The organism is Hyalangium sp. (assembly GCF_035629615.1).
Taxonomy (GTDB): domain Bacteria; phylum Myxococcota; class Myxococcia; order Myxococcales; family Myxococcaceae; genus Hyalangium.
In genome coordinates this window covers 1-13,941 of record NZ_DASPHO010000206.1, presented here as the reverse complement: position 1 = coordinate 13,941, position 13,941 = coordinate 1, and the positions used below count along the sequence as shown (strand labels likewise).

Here is a 13,941-nt window from a genome sequence, read left to right as displayed (position 1 = left end):
CGGAGAACGCTCGCGCGCAGCGCCCGGTATTCCGAGACCAGTTGGTTGAGGTTGAGCCCGGTCTGCAGCCGCTCGACAGCATGTTTCTGCCCGACTCTCCCGAGGGCGCCTTCAGCGGCCAGTCCTTTGGACTTGTCGGATTTTTCAGTTTTGCTTTGGGGCGACTTCATGTCGCTGACCACGACGGTGAGAAGCTCCTCGGCGTGGTCCGCGAGGCCCCTCGCGTCGATGCCCTTTGCCCAAGGGAGGAGGGTAGCGGCAAACCTTACCCACTCCTCGATGATCTTCTTTCGATGCTGCTGAATGAACTCCGTCAGGCGCATGGTGAACCTATTTCACGCAAGCCTGCGCCGTGGCGTTCGAGGCCACGCCGAGGGGTTGAAGGACGCCTACTCCATGGCGAAAAAGTAAGCACGCTCAGCCGAGGGCTTGAGCAGGCCACGCAGTTGCCTGTCCAGCAGGCAGCCAGCCGAGGCTCACTGCCGCTGGAATCAGGTCGCCGCCCTTGGGGAGACCCTCGCCAGGAGTTCAGCCCGACTTCCTGCTCTGGGAGCGCTTGGGGGCCTTCTTCTTCATGCCGGAGCGCTTGGCGGGCCTTGCCTTCTTCCGGGCACGCACCACGGTACGGGCGGCTCCTGTCCCACAGCGGGAAGCTGGACGAGGCCTCGGAGGTTTAATCACCCCGAAATTCCCGAGGTAAGGATCCCGGCCGAGCGCGTCTCGAACTGCGACCCAGGGAAGGCGTGAAGGCCTTCCCGCGGTCCATTCGACTTGAGTCCCTAGGAGGACACAATGAAGCTCAACTGGCTGGTGACTGTAGCGCTCGGTGTGGCTCTCGCAGGCTGCGGAGAGGTGGCTCCTCAGACCGTCGCGGATTCAGCGCAGGCAGCGCCTGCGCTGAGCAACGACATCAGTCCCATGGACGAGGTGGCTCCGCCCCACGAGGTTGCAGTCGAGGGCGTGAGCGCCATGAGCGTCATCTGCCGCCAGAATGGGTACATCAACGGCGCATGCGGGTGCGACGCAGGCACGTCGTGTGGCTACACGAAGACCCACTATGTCAGGTATGGCCAGTGCGAGGTGAGGTGCTCTTCCGGCAACTGTACCTGGGATGCATGGGAGCCGATCGGGACCTCCTGCATCGCGTCGAGCACCTGTACGTTCTGCTGAGCTCGTCACCGGGGGGCCTGGAGCACCGGGCCCTCGCTGTGACCGAGGGGCACCGCCAGCTGCTGGACGACATCCTCGAGCCGGTTGTAGGAGACCTGCATTCCGCTCTCCATGCCCGAGGCGAGGTGGGCGTCGCGGTGCTCCGGCTTCTCGTGCTGGACCAGCGTCTTCATCGTCGTGACACCGTTGACCTCCTCGAGCGTCACGGTGTTGAGCGCCGCGGCGTCGGGGAAGCCCTCGTACACCTCCGTCGACACCACCCGGTGCGGGCGGTTGATCTGCTTGAACTCGCCGTGGAAGCCGACCTCCACCTCTCCTTCGCGGATGACATAGCGCCACTGGCCGCCCTCGCGCAGATCGATGTCGCAGACGAGCCACTTCGACGTCTCGAAGCCCCACCAGCGCTTGACGAGCTCGGGCGTCGTCCACGCCTTGAAGATCAGCGCGGCGGGCGCATCGAAGACCCGGGTGATGAGGATCTCGGTGGGGGACGGCAGGGTGATGACGGCGGAGCCGTGGCGGTTGGGGGCGGTCTTGTTGCTGTTCATGGTTCTTCCTCCTGGGTTTTGAGTTCTTCGAGCAGGTCTTCGAGCCGGTCGAGCCGGGCATTCCAGGTGCGCTCGAACATGCGCACCCAGTCGTAGATGGGCTTCAGCGCTGGCCCGTTGACCCGGTACCAGTGATGCCGTCCATCCACGCGGACGAGCACGAGACCGACCGCCCTCAGCACAGCGAGGTGTTTGGACACCTGGGGCTGGCTGAGACCGAGCCGTTCGACGAGCTCGCTCACCGTGGCCTCCCCGGTGCCCAAGGCATCGAGGAGGTCGCGTCGGCTCGCCTCGGCGACGGCGTTGAACGCATCGGTCGTCGTCGGTGTGCGAGCCATGAGAGAATCATATTCCGATATCGGTATATGTCAAGACGATGGACGCGAGGTGTCTCCAGGGGCTTGATGGCCTCCTTGCAGAAGGCCGCGCCCTTGGAGGGCCGCACGGCGGAGTGCGAGGCGGTGCTCTACGGGGAGCTGGGCTACGCAGACGAGACGCTGTTCCTCTATGCGTCGACGGCGCGGTATGCATAAGGTTGCGCGCCTAGAAACCAGGCGCCGCAGCTGAACGCTGGCGCTAGGGCGCAACCCACATTGGTGGAGGAGCCATGAAGAAGGCGCTCGCGGCCGCGACCCCTGCGGCATACGTCTCGGCCCTCTCCGGCTGGCAGCAGGCGTGTGTCACGAAACTGCGAGCCGCCGTCCGGGCGACCGGCCACGCGGAGGGGCCGCTCGACGAAGTGATCAAGTGGGGGCACCTGGTCTATTTGGCGCATGGGCCGGTGCTGCTGATCCGCGCCGAGCCGACGCGCGTGCTCCTCGGCTTCTGGCGCGGGCAGCGGTTGCGCGACCTCGAGCCGCGGCTGCGCCCGGGCGGCAAGTACGAGATGGCGACGCTCGAGCTCCGCGAGGGTGAGGCCATTACCAAGGCGAGCGTGCAGCGCTTGACGGCGGCCGCGCTCCAGCTCAACGCCACGCTCGGTGATCCGACGCAGGTCGCGCGCGCCCGGTAAGCAATGGCGCGACAGGGTGCGAGGCGCCACGCACGCGTGCCCACGCGCGTCTGGCGGGCTAACTTCCTCGCGATCGACCACCAGCACCCCTGCTTCGACTGCTCCCAGAATCTTCCATTGGCCTCCTCCACCCTGCGGCTCGGCTGTCTGTTCCATACCAGCGAGCGGGAGCAGAGGGCGGGGCACTGGTCTTTCCTGCCGCGATGGCCCTGCTGGCGCGCGAGCTCCGCAGGCCGGACGAGCCGCGCGCTGGCTGATCTATCGGGCGCCGTCGGGCGCGGCATCGCCCGCACGCTCGGCAATCGGGCGGGCATAGCGGACGAGCGAGAGCAGCGCTTTGCCCGGCTCCTCAGCCAACATCTCGTGCGCCGACTGCTCGAACCAGACGAGCTGCTTCGACGGTGCCTTCACGCCCGCGAACCATTCGGCGGCAACCGTCGCCGAGAGATTATAGTCGTGGCGGCCGAGGAACAGAATCAGCGGAGTCTTCAGTCGCTTCACATGCGTCAGGTCCACCGTCAGCACCGCGGCAAGGAGCCTTTCGACCGAAAGATCCTGCGCCTTCCACACCTGGCGCACATCCTCGTCGGTATATTCGGGCGACAGCTTCACCGCTGCGCCCTCGAAGCTCGCATCGGGGCGCTTATAGGCAGCACCACCGAAGACATTGAGCCACTTGCGCTGGAGCAGGATCGCCTTCACCGGCACCGGCGTCTTGCCGACGGCATAGGGCGCGATCGAATTGAGGTCGCGGATCGCCTGTTCGTTCTTCGCCGCGCGCGCCTGTTCCAGCGTCCAGGCCCAGCCGCGTCGCTCGCTCTCGTGCGCGTCGATGCCTTGGGCGGCGCCGATATAGGCGTGGAGCCATTCGGGGTGATTCTCCGCGAGGGTGAGCCCGAGGATGCTGCCCCAGCTATGGCCGAGGACGAAGATCTTCTCCTTGCCGAAGGTCTTGCGCGCCCATTGGACGATCTCCTCGGTATCGGCATGCATCCGATCGACCGTGAGCGTCGGGGCGACTGTGGCCGGATCGTTCGAGACATAGGTCTTGCCCGCGCCGCGCTGGTCCCACTGAACGACGGTGAAATATTCGTCCCAGCCCTGCGCGAAATACCAGCTCGTCGGCATCGCCACCCAGCCGGGGCCGCCGTGAATCATAAGCAGCACCGGATTGCGCAGGTCGCGGCTGCGGACCGAGACCCATTGGTCGATGCCGCCGATGCGGAGCTTCTCGGTGCGCTCCAGCCCCTTCGGCGCCACGATCTTGCGAAGATCCGCGATGATCTTGACAGCTTCAGCCCGGTTATGAGGTTCCGGCGTCTCCTGCGCCTGTGCCTGAACGCTACCCAGAAGCAGTGCCGCCAGCGGCAGCCACGACCATTGATGCACGATACGCTCCCGATTCTGGTCTCAATGCCTGAGCCTGTGTACCACGATTCCTCGATGCCGAAGACGATGATGCCGCCGCTCCCCAGCTCATCAGGGAACGTGGTGTCGAGGTCGATGGTGTCGCCGCTCGACTATGGCTGTGCGGGCAGCAGCAGTGCGCCCCGGACCTCTGCTGGCGGGTTCGCGCCGAGCGCCAGATAGATCTCGAACCACGCCAGATATGAACGCCAGGAAGGATCACGCTGGTCGATGAGGGATCGGTGCGCCTGGCCCAGACGCTTGGGCACGTCGAAAGGCAGCTGCGAGCTCTCATCCGAGTGTAACTGCGCCGCGAACCAGAGCACATCCAGCTGACCGGCATAGACCGGTGCGTGGGTGCGATCGATCAGGGTGTCGGCGTGCGCGATCGCCTTGCCCAACCAGCGGGCCGCCTGCGCCGTGTCTCGGCGATCCACGGCATTCTCGGCCAGCCGCAACTCCGTCAGCGTCACCGCGCCGACGTCCTCATCGCGATCCGACTCGGCGAACTGTTCCAAGAACAGCGCACGCCGCTGTTCGAGTGCGCGGGCGGCGGCGTCCAGGTGCCCGAGCTGGGTCTCTGCATTGGCGCGCAGTCCCGCGGCGATGATGCGATAGGTGCGCTGAACGTGCTGGGGTGAGGCGTGTGGCCAGCTCAGCGTGGCCTGCACGGCTGGGGTTGCCAGGTCGCGATCAACGATGTCCAGGTCCTCCAACGCCCGTTGGGGCTGACCCGCACCCAACTCCGCGGCGCACCGGGCCAGCCGCACCACCAGCCGGTTGCGCAGACCCTCCGCGTCGCGGGTGCCCGTTTCCAAGGTGGGCAGCTCGCGATCGTAGAGCGCCAACGCACGCTCGAATCGGCCCGCGGCGAGGTTGTAGAGCGCCGCGCGATCCAGCGCCAAGGTGACGAACCTGGCCAGCTTCGGTGTGGCATCCACCATGGCCAAGGCATGATCCGCCGCCTGCGCTGACTCCTCCTCGCGGCCGACGTGCAAGAGCGCCCGGGAGCGGGCAAGGGACACCGCCAGCCCCGCTGCATTGTCTACGTAGGGCAACTTGTCCCGTTGATCGAGGTAGCCCAGGGCGATGTGGAAGTTGCCCACCTGGGTGTGCAACAGCCCCAACGCGCCGAGGAGCATCGCCCGGTAGCGGACGTTGTTGCGCACCAGGTCCAGGGCGATCAAATAGTGCCGGTTGGCGCGCTCGGCGGCGGCAGGATCGTGGCCGCGGAGGAAGTCCTCGTGATGAATGGCGCCATAGAGGGCATGCGCCGCGCGCTGGTTTTTGAGCTCCTTCCACGCTGTGCGCAGCTCCTTCACGGCCGTCGCCACCGCCGGGGCGTGGGCGTGCTCATCCAGCTTGGGCAACTGGCGCGCCGTGAGGTAGGCCCTCACGAAGTGCGCGAGCGGCTTGGCCATCCTTGCGGAGGAGGTGGTGACTTCCTTCTCCACCACCTCGGGGCTGACGTCGGCACGCAAACGCAGGCTCATGGACTCGACAGCGCTTTCCAGTGAGCCAGTCCGTTGAGTCACGAGGTCGAAGTCGGCACGGGCTTCGTCCAGCCGCTGCCTCCCCAACCGGCGGTAGGCGCGGCCCATCATCGCGCGGCGAAACAACCGTTCAGCCCGGCGGCGTTCCTCGGTGCCGGGCGGGGCGTCGTCGACGTAGACCGTCGCCAACGCCTCCAGCACGCCGTCAGCGCCGAGGCCCGCCGCGCGCTCGACGGCGTCTTGCACCAGTGCGCGCCGGCGAATGGGATCCTTTTGCTGATGGTAGAACGTGATCAAGGCCTCCCGGACGGGGCGGGGGGGACGCTCGTCGTGCAACGCGTTGATGTGCCGGCCCATCTCCAAGGCGAACGCATAGGCCGAGCCGGCGGGTGCCGATGCGAGTGCCTGGGCCATGGTGGCATCTGCCTCGTCGTAGGGGCGTCCCCGGTATAGAGCGCGGACGGCGGCGCGAGCGAAGTCGAGCTGGTCGTCGTCATGGAAGGCTTTGTTCATGGAGAGCCGGCGGCCGGCTTCGACCAGGGCCTCCCGATCGTCGAGCTTGCGGTACAGCGCGTCCGCTCGTTCGAAATAGGCTTCCAGCACCGCGCGCGTCGTGGTGTCGGTCACCTGGGCCGCCTCCAGCTCCTGACGCGCCAGCGTGAAGTCGCCAGCGGCATCCGCCAGCTCACTGCGCACCACGTGTTGAAAGACGGCGGAGGGCGGGCTGGGAGCAGCGGCGGGATCCAACGCGGCCATGCGTTGCCATTCGGCGTCGCTCAGCTCGTCCACCATGCGGCCGCGCTCGCGCTCCTTCATGGCGCGCCGGTGGTCGATGAGGATCTGCAGCGGCTCCGCCAGTCCCGCGGTGGCAGGATCGCTCACCGAGCGCATGTGGCGGGCGTAGAACTCCGCCGCATCGAAGTCCTCGAAAGCCAGGTGGAGCTGGCTCATGCGCATCATCAGCAGACGGCGGGGCTTGGGCCGGGCTTCGCGCAGCAGGCGTTGGCGATAGAGCAGGAGGAGATCCGCGCGCTTGCCGACCAGTCCCAGTTCTTCGTTGAGACGAGGAACGTCCCAGGTGCTGGGAACCTGGCCATCCAGCGGCAGCTGATACACATCCAGCGTCTGATCGCGCGAACAGGTCGCAATGAGTGACGCGGCCGCGGGCGCCGGGTACTCGCAGTTCCAGGACACACTGGTGAGCTGGTCCGGACTGGAGGCGGCGGCCAGCTCGGGCGCGTCCTCGCGCTCAGCAGCAAAAGGCACCCGAAACAGCACCCCGCTGTCGCTGGCGTCGATCACCCCGTCCGCATTGGAGTCGGTGAAGAACTGCACCACGTACAGGGAGCGCCCATCGAGGGCGAACGCCGGCTGTCCAGTCTGTCCTGGAAGATCGAGCGCCAGAGGTATGGGGGCAGCGCCAGGGCGATCCAGCCGAAGTGCCTCCAGATGGGGCGAGGCGCGCGCGGCGAAGCCGGGGCCCACCTGCTGCACGGAGCGTTCGATCGGGACGTACACCAGCCAGCGCCCATCGGGCGAGAGGGTGGGACTGGTCAGGTTGCGGTCAAGCAGGGGCCTCGCGCTCAACTCGCGCTCCACTGTGACCCGCGACAATCGCAGATCGCCCTGGATGGTCGCCCGGCTCACCAGCGCGACATGCGAGGCATCGATCCATTCCGCCTGCAGCGCGCTGGTCTCTTCTTCGAGGCAGCGGCGGCCTTCCGCACTGGGCAGCTCCCGCACACACAGTTGGCCGCTGGCCTGGTTTCGGAACGAAATATAGAGCAGGTGTTTGCCGTCGGGACTGACCCGCGGCCAGGTAACGTCGGCGCCTTCGTCGAAGAGGCGGCGCTCGCGGCCTCCTTCCAGATCCTGAACGTAGATCTCGGTCGCGATGTTGCGGTTGGACGCGAAGATCAGCGTGTTCCCATCGGGCCCCAGCTGCCCCAGGAAGTGATCTCCCACGCCCACGGTGAGCCGTACGGGCGTGCGCAAGCCTCCGTCGTTCTCATCGTCCTGCGCCCAGGCGCCGCTCGAGATGAGAACGGCCAGGGCCATGAAGCACCGGCCACGGGGCGTCAGCACTTCTTTTCTCCCCAGGTGCCGTCAGCGGATTCAACCCAGCCGCCGCAGATCACACCCTCCGCGTGCACCTGTTGCCAGCTCCGGCGCAGCGACTCTTCGGGCGCGCTGGGTCGGAGCGTCCGCATCCACTGCCACAGCTGGAGCCGGGCCCGGTTCACCCGTTCCACCAGGGCGACGTCATCGGCCGACAAGCGTCCCGCCTGGCAGTGGCGCCGGGTGTCCACCAGCAGCCCGTCCCGCCCTTCGCCCACGCAGTGGCGCCGCAGCAGCTCGTCGACGCGGTCCGCCTGCGTCCTGCCAATGTTCTCGACCAAGGGCGTGGGTTGGAGGCCCAGCTCCTCCAGTTGGTTGGGCGTGAGCGGCACCGGCCTCGGGCTCATGCCCGCGCGAGCGAGCCGCCGTTCCACGTCCTTGAACGAGCCTGAAGCCTGTTCCTCGAGCGCTGTCGCGCGATCGACCATGACGATCTCCGGGGCGCGGATGCACCCGGGAGCGGCGAGGGCGGCAAGAAGCAGCAACCCGCGGTGTTTCATGGCGTGGCCTCCGGGAGGGACAAGGAGTTGATGACACGGTCGACGATGGGGCCCATGGGGATGCCTCGGATCTCGTCGATGCTGAGCAGCCTGGCCGGGCCGCCCATGGTGATGCGCAGGCGGCCGAAGCCGTGGTTGAAGCTCACCCGCACGAGCTCCGGATAGCCCAATCCCAACGCGTAGCGGACGCGGTTGGTGGCGGCATCTCTGTGGTGCGGATCCTCGAGATCGAGCAAGTCGAGCAAGTGGCGGTTGCCAATGCGGAGGATCTCCGCGCGTCCGTTGATGCTGCGATCCTTGCCGGAGATGACCACGGCGGCATTTCCATCAAAGGGCTCGCCCCGGGACGATTGCACGCCGGTCGCCCGCACGTGCGCCTCCAGGGTGGAGTGCGCTCCTTGCCAGTCCAGCACGCACTGTCCGGTGATACGCCCACCGCGGACGCCCATCTCCAGCTGGCTCATGGAGACCACGTTCTGGTTGATGGACAGGTTTCCGGCCAGGGGCGCGATGGAGATGTGCGGCGTGGTGATGCTGCCCGCCGACATGAATCCGCTGCGCGAGAGCAAGGGGTGTTGGTCGGCGAAACGAAGCATCGAGTACGGGTTCACGTCGATGTCGCTCAGCAGCCGCACCCGGCCTTCGGTGAACTCCACGTTCTCAGTCAGCGGCACGTTGCCATCGAGCGCTTGGATCGCGATCCCCGATTCGGGCAGCCGCAGGTTCACGTTCTGGAGGAGGAGGTGGGAGAGGGTTCGGAAGATCACCAGGTCGGGCGAAGCCAACCGGAAATCAACCGTGACCTTGCCGCTGCTCTCGATGAGGCCGGGCTGCGCAAGCTTGGACAAGTCCTGAGCCAGCTCACCCTGGACCGCCAGGCGGCGCCGGCTGTCGCTGAGATCGAGCCGGCCTTTGACTTTCAGCTGGGTACTTGTCCCTGCATTGGACAGGTGCAGGTCGGGGATGTGAATGACGCCATTGGGCTTACGGCGAGCGGAGAACGACCATTCCAGGTCCTGAACCGGATAGGGCAGCGCCGGCTTCTGCTCGAGGGAGCGGACCTTCAAGAGTTGTTTCAGTTCGATCTCGTCCGCTTCCCACTTCTCGGTGAAGGTGGCGGTGGTGTCGCTGGACACGTCGGCGAATGACAGCCGGCGATCGCTCAGGCCCACGGCGAGTTTTTCCACCGTCAGGTTGCTGTGGACGATTCGCCGTGGCCCCTCGACGTGCGACTCGACCTGCCAGTGCAGAGCGGGGAGGTTGATCGACTGGGCATCCTGTCTCCAGCGGATGCCGCGCGCGTCCACCACTGCCTTTCCCTCGAAGCCAGCGGTACGCAGAGGGTCGGGGGCCAGACGCGGGGTTCCGTCGGCGGCGATGTCCGTGATTACACCGAGCAGCGCGCCATGCAGCTCGACGTTCAGCGCGAGCCGCGAGGGATCCAGCTCCGCGGGCACCTGGGCCTTGGCCAGGAGAGGTGACAGTGCACCACTGGACGAAAGGTCGCCCTTTACATCACAGCGAAGCGCGCGGGCTTTTCGGTCGAACGCCAGTGCGGCATCGAGTGCGATCTTCAGCCCTGCGTGGCTGGTGAGCCCCAGCCGAAGCGACAGCTTGCGGCGATCGAGGTCCAGCGTCAGTGTCTGGTGCTGAGGACCCGCGTCGTGCTCACCGGCACGCAGCCCTTCGATTTGAAGGTCCAGCTCGCCCTGATGCCGCCAGGAATCTCCTTGCGAGCGCATCACGACGGCGATGTTGCTGGCCGACACGTCGTCCCATCCCGGCCGCTGCAGGCGCAGCTCCGTTCGGTGCTCCAGCCGTGGCGAGGGGGAAAAGAGCGCCGCCAGTCTGCCCGTGGAGGCCAGGTTCACGGCCAGGTGCTTCCAGGGAACGCGTGCGGCGAGCGACTCGGGGATGAAGGGCCGAGCGGCCACGAGGTCCGGGGTCTGGACGGCCAAGGTGTACGCCACCGCGTCGGTCCCTTTGGTGGCATCCAGCGACGCGTGCATCGTGCCAACGTCGAGATCCAGACGGGCGCGGGCTCGGCTCCGCCGCGGATCGTCCCACTGAGGGAACGCCTCGGACGCATCGAGCTTCACGTGCACGGGGCCCTTCAGCAGCTCGCGTCCATCCGCCGTGACCACCCGGAGAGCCCCCACGGGCACGTCCGCTTTCAGTGCGAAGGGCGGCTCACCCGCCAAGGGGGCATGGAGATGAAACCCCAGACGTTCAGCAGTCGCAAGGATCCCGGAGGCACGGACGTCCAATGCATCCACCATTCCGGACAGCGCAGCATCCCCCGCAACCTTGAAGGGCGATGAGAGGTCTGGCCGCAGCTGCTGACCCTTCAATTCGCCGGAGGCCTTCGGAACACGAAGCGTGGTGGGCCCCCGGACATCGAGCCCCTGGAGCGCAAAGGCGAGTCGAGCGGCCAGCCCCTTTTGGGGATCAGGGGTCGCCACCAAGGAGACGCGTCCACCGCCGAGTGCCACCCGAAGATCGTCTTGAACGATCTGGAGCGCCGCGAAGTCGACGTCCAGCTCGAGTTTGCCTTGGGCTCCCAGCTGCGGCATGGCGCTGAGCGTGATCTCCTGGGCGTCCAGATGGACTTTGCCGCGCTCGATGGAGAACGGCCGCCTATCGGCGGGGACCCATTGCAGCAGCCGCCCGAGATCCAGATCCGCCACGGCTCGCGTCACGACTGGCGGAGCATCCGCCGCATCCGGAAGCACCAGCTGGGCCTGCACTTCGGCGCTGTCTGTCAGCTGGGTGCGGTCCAGCTCGAGGGCGATGTGCCGCTTCTCGCCATCGAACTTCGCCGAGGCCGTGCCGTGCAGCAGTGTGCGGACCGTGAACTGCGGATCGAAAGTCTGCCGCGCGACATCGAGGTCCACCCGCGCGCGAGCGGCCGACGCCCCTACCTCCGCCGAGAGGGCCAGCTCCAGCTGGGCCAGGGCCGACGGAATGGCTGAGCCTTCACGGCTCAACTCCAGTGGAAGCGGCGTACCGGCCTGGCCCATTGTCGCAAAGAGCTTCCATCCATCGTCCTGCTGCTTCGCTTCGACAGCGGCTGCGAGCCCACGCAAGGACCAGCGCTCGATCACCTCACCGTTCCGAACGCGGACGTAGCTCAACGACACGCCCGACACCTCGACCTTCCCGAAGGGAGGCGCGGAGGCCAGGAGGGCAGCGAGCTGCTGAGAGGCTCCGAGTGGCGCTGCAACGGGCGGCGGCTCGGGGGCTTCCGGCCCCCTCAATCCAGTGAGAGACGTGGGTCCTGCATCGTCGGCCACCCAGGCAAAGGCCACGTCCCGCACCGCCACCCGCTCAACCCGGGTGGTTCCGCTCAGCAGAGAGCCGGGTGACCATTGCGCCTCCAGAGTGCCGACGCGCAGCAGCTCGGGCGCGACGCTTTGAAACGGCGACGGGGTACGCACCACCAGCCCTTCCAGTCGCAGGCCCGAGAGCACGGCGACCTGGGTTGTTTGGTAGTCCAACTGCAGGCCAGTGGCCGCTTCCACCCTGGAGACGATGCGGTGTTTCAGCCAGGGGGAATCGAGGTTGTGCAGAGCGGTCACCGCCGTGACCAGCATCAGCGCGAGGGTCGCAGCGAGAACCAGGAGCACGCCTGCGATGATTCGAGCCAACCGCCGGCGAGGTCGTCCGGCTCCGTGGGATTCCATGATGTTCGGTTGGGAGCGAGCGGTCACCCTCGTCCTACCATGCGGTGGAATCGGGTTTCAAATCGCCGGGACGTGGGGCAGGGGCAGCGTAACCGGCTGGAAGTCCTACGGAAACCGCTCTCGACCGTTTCATGGACGCCCACTACGCTGCGTGGGGTAGGAGAGCGAAGCCATGCCGAACCCAGGCGAACCCGTGCGCGCCCTCAGCGACGCGCAGCTCGAAGCGTTCATCCAAGACGGCTTCGTGAAGATCGAGAAAGCGTTCCCGCGAGCGCTTGCTGAAGAGGGACGGTCCATCCTCTGGCGGGACACCGGCTGCGACCCGGGTGATCCGGCGACATGGACCCGGCCTGTCATCCGGCTTGGCTTCTACGGGCAGGAGCCGTTCGCCAAGGCCGCCAGTTCGCCGACACTGCACAGGGCTTTCGATCAGCTCGTCGGACCCGGGCGGTGGCTCCCCCGTCCGAACCTGGGGACGTTTCCCGTGCGATTCCCGTCCTCGAAAGACCCGGGAGATGACGGCTGGCACATCGATCCCAGTTTCGGGACCGAAGATCCCGACTTCATGGCCTGGCGGGCGAGCGTCGTCTCGAAAGGACGCGCCTTGCTGATGTTGTTCCTCTTCTCCGACGTGGGGGAGGAGGACGCGCCTACCCGCCTGCGGGTCGGCTCTCATCTCGACATCGCAAGGAGGCTGGCGCCCGCGGGCGAGGAGGGTCTGTCGCTGAGGGAGCTCGCCGCCAACGGCTTCGCGGAGACTGCGCGCTTACCCCAGGCCTTGGCGACAGGGGAGGCCGGGACGGTCTATCTGTGCCATCCGTTCCTTGTGCATGCGGCCCAGGTTCACCGCGGCGCGGAGCCGCGCTTCATGGCCCAGCCGCCCCTTCTTCCGTCTCAGCCACTGGTGTTGGAGCGGAGGGACGGGAGCGCTCATTCGCCGGTCGAGCACGCGATCAGGAATGCGCTCCGAAATGCCAGCTCCATGCTACCCGTGGAGACGTCACCCGGCAGCAGGTAACACGCGCCCTTGAGACGGACCGTGATGCAGCGGCTGGACGCTGGCGGAGCGCGTCCGGACAGGGGGCGATCGGCAACGGGTCCATCCTCTGCCCGAACAGACAGTGAGCCCTCCAGCGCTTCATGCCTGCGGGTCGTGCTCGGACTCGACCAGCGCATCACCCCAGGAGAGACGGTCCGGACCGACGCCCTCTGCTGTGTGCTGGCGCAGCTCCGCGAGCTTCGTGTGCGCGGCATCCGCGCTCAACCCGAGCTGACGCAGTAGCGCGTAGCCGAACATGCCAGTGCGATGGATTCCCGCGGAGCAGTGAACCACCAGCTTGCTGCCTGCCGCGATGAGCTCGCGGAGGTCGCGAAACACCTGCCTGAGCTCGTCGGTTCGCGCGGAGTCCGGTACCGCCGCGCCGGGAAACGGAACCCAGATCCAGCCGATGCCCGCGGCCTTGCATATAGGAAGGAGGGGTGGCCTTTTGCGGGGTGCGTCCCTGGGCCCAGCGGGGTAGGAGGGCTGCTGCCGGGTGCCACCCGAGCCGTTTGCCGGGCCTGTGCCCCGGCCATGCAGAGTGTGTAGGCACAGCTCACCCTGGCCTTGCCCCTCCAGGGGGAGGCGGCAGCGGACTGGGGCGCCTTGGCGGGCGCGGCTGTGGGCTTCCGCACCACGCGCTCTGGGTCGGCCCCTGGGCCGGTGCCAGTCTCTGCGGCTGCGAGGGTAGGCGCTGCTGGTGCCGCTCTCCAACCTGGTGAGCACAGGCAGCCAGCTCCAGCTGCTGGGCAGCTACATCGAGCGCATCGACGATGTGTTCGACACTCCGCCCGAGCGGGATCCGGCGAAGCCGGGCCAGCCGGCGAAGCTCCAGGGCGGCACCGAGCTGGAGCGGGTCTCGTTCCGCTACGGGCCCACGTCCCCGCTGGTGGTGAAGGACGTGTCCGTGCGCATCGAGCCCGGCCAGTTCGTGGCGATCGTCGGGCGCTCGGGGGCTGGGAAGTCCACGC

The 13,941-nt window shown here is 67.0% G+C and carries 12 protein-coding genes and 1 pseudogene; 5 read left to right on the top strand and 8 right to left on the bottom strand.

The features are described from left to right. A partial coding sequence (locus VD972_RS10630) for an RsbRD N-terminal domain-containing protein (RefSeq protein WP_324984799.1) occupies nucleotides 1-323 on the bottom strand: 323 nt, incomplete at its 3' end. Between the two features lie 469 nt (nucleotides 324-792). On the opposite strand from VD972_RS10630, the gene VD972_RS10625 reads away from it, so the two are divergent. After that, complete coding sequence (locus VD972_RS10625; protein ID WP_324984796.1) at nucleotides 793-1,170, top strand: hypothetical protein; 378 nt, start codon at nucleotides 793-795, stop codon at nucleotides 1,168-1,170. A 5-nt stretch (nucleotides 1,171-1,175) separates the two neighbouring features. On the opposite strand, the gene VD972_RS10620 is transcribed toward VD972_RS10625, so the two are convergent. Both VD972_RS10620 and VD972_RS10615 read right to left on the bottom strand, forming a co-directional pair. Continuing rightward, complete coding sequence (locus tag VD972_RS10620) at nucleotides 1,176-1,718, bottom strand: SRPBCC family protein (protein ID WP_324984795.1); 543 nt, start codon at nucleotides 1,716-1,718, stop codon at nucleotides 1,176-1,178. Next, nucleotides 1,715-2,056 (bottom strand): metalloregulator ArsR/SmtB family transcription factor, encoded by a 342-nt coding sequence (locus VD972_RS10615; RefSeq protein WP_324984793.1) that lies wholly within the window; start codon nucleotides 2,054-2,056, stop codon nucleotides 1,715-1,717. The genes VD972_RS10620 and VD972_RS10615 overlap by 4 nt, the downstream gene beginning before the upstream one ends. Before the next feature lie 66 nt (nucleotides 2,057-2,122). Between VD972_RS10615 and VD972_RS10610 the strand changes: the two genes are divergently transcribed. Both VD972_RS10610 and VD972_RS10605 read left to right on the top strand, forming a co-directional pair. Then, nucleotides 2,123-2,251, top strand: coding sequence for a hypothetical protein (locus tag VD972_RS10610; RefSeq protein WP_324984791.1), 129 nt, complete (start codon nucleotides 2,123-2,125; stop codon nucleotides 2,249-2,251). Nucleotides 2,252-2,325: 74 nt separating this feature from the next. Further along, nucleotides 2,326-2,730, top strand: a complete 405-nt coding sequence (locus VD972_RS10605; protein ID WP_324984788.1) for a DUF1801 domain-containing protein — start codon at nucleotides 2,326-2,328, stop codon at nucleotides 2,728-2,730. Between the two features lie 258 nt (nucleotides 2,731-2,988). Here the strand turns inward: VD972_RS10605 and VD972_RS10600 are convergent, their stop codons facing one another. The 4 genes from VD972_RS10600 to VD972_RS10585 all read right to left on the bottom strand — a co-directional run bounded on the left by VD972_RS10600 (nucleotide 2,989) and on the right by VD972_RS10585 (nucleotide 11,931). Continuing rightward, complete coding sequence (locus VD972_RS10600) at nucleotides 2,989-4,119, bottom strand: alpha/beta fold hydrolase (protein ID WP_324984786.1); 1,131 nt, start codon at nucleotides 4,117-4,119, stop codon at nucleotides 2,989-2,991. 131 nt (nucleotides 4,120-4,250) lie between these two features. Continuing rightward, a complete protein-coding gene (locus VD972_RS10595) occupies nucleotides 4,251-7,715 on the bottom strand; it encodes a hypothetical protein (RefSeq protein WP_324984783.1) in 3,465 nt (1,154 codons plus the stop codon). Then, nucleotides 7,709-8,248, bottom strand: coding sequence for a DUF1318 domain-containing protein (locus VD972_RS10590; protein WP_324984781.1), 540 nt, complete (start codon nucleotides 8,246-8,248; stop codon nucleotides 7,709-7,711). Before VD972_RS10590 ends, VD972_RS10595 begins: the two co-directional genes overlap by 7 nt. Continuing rightward, complete coding sequence (locus VD972_RS10585; protein WP_324984778.1) at nucleotides 8,245-11,931, bottom strand: hypothetical protein; 3,687 nt, start codon at nucleotides 11,929-11,931, stop codon at nucleotides 8,245-8,247. The genes VD972_RS10590 and VD972_RS10585 overlap by 4 nt, the downstream gene beginning before the upstream one ends. A 172-nt stretch (nucleotides 11,932-12,103) precedes the next feature. Between VD972_RS10585 and VD972_RS10580 the strand changes: the two genes are divergently transcribed. Further along, nucleotides 12,104-12,949, top strand: a complete 846-nt coding sequence (locus VD972_RS10580) for a phytanoyl-CoA dioxygenase (RefSeq protein ID WP_324984775.1) — start codon at nucleotides 12,104-12,106, stop codon at nucleotides 12,947-12,949. A gap of 120 nt (nucleotides 12,950-13,069) precedes the next feature. On the opposite strand, the gene VD972_RS10575 is transcribed toward VD972_RS10580, so the two are convergent. Then, nucleotides 13,070-13,696: a protein-tyrosine phosphatase family protein gene (locus VD972_RS10575; RefSeq protein ID WP_324984772.1), complete on the bottom strand. Its 627-nt coding sequence runs from the start codon at nucleotides 13,694-13,696 to the stop codon at nucleotides 13,070-13,072. Between VD972_RS10575 and VD972_RS10570 the strand changes: the two are divergent. Beyond that, nucleotides 13,662-13,941, top strand: a pseudogene (locus tag VD972_RS10570) (ATP-binding cassette domain-containing protein); the annotation flags it as partial. The gene VD972_RS10575 and the pseudogene VD972_RS10570 overlap by 35 nt on opposite strands.

What these genes read in the sequence shown, in the direction of transcription:
- VD972_RS10625 (WP_324984796.1), top strand. Translation starts at nt 793, where the DNA reads ATGAAGCTCAACTGGCTGGTGACTGTAGCGCTCGGTGTGGCTCTCGCA.
- VD972_RS10620 (WP_324984795.1), bottom strand. Translation starts at nt 1,718, where the DNA reads ATGAACAGCAACAAGACCGCCCCCAACCGCCACGGCTCCGCCGTCATC.
- VD972_RS10615 (WP_324984793.1), bottom strand. Translation starts at nt 2,056, where the DNA reads ATGGCTCGCACACCGACGACGACCGATGCGTTCAACGCCGTCGCCGAG.
- VD972_RS10610 (WP_324984791.1), top strand. Translation starts at nt 2,123, where the DNA reads ATGGCCTCCTTGCAGAAGGCCGCGCCCTTGGAGGGCCGCACGGCGGAG.
- VD972_RS10605 (WP_324984788.1), top strand. Translation starts at nt 2,326, where the DNA reads ATGAAGAAGGCGCTCGCGGCCGCGACCCCTGCGGCATACGTCTCGGCC.
- VD972_RS10590 (WP_324984781.1), bottom strand. Translation starts at nt 8,248, where the DNA reads ATGAAACACCGCGGGTTGCTGCTTCTTGCCGCCCTCGCCGCTCCCGGG.
- VD972_RS10585 (WP_324984778.1), bottom strand. Translation starts at nt 11,931, where the DNA reads ATGGAATCCCACGGAGCCGGACGACCTCGCCGGCGGTTGGCTCGAATC.
- VD972_RS10580 (WP_324984775.1), top strand. Translation starts at nt 12,104, where the DNA reads ATGCCGAACCCAGGCGAACCCGTGCGCGCCCTCAGCGACGCGCAGCTC.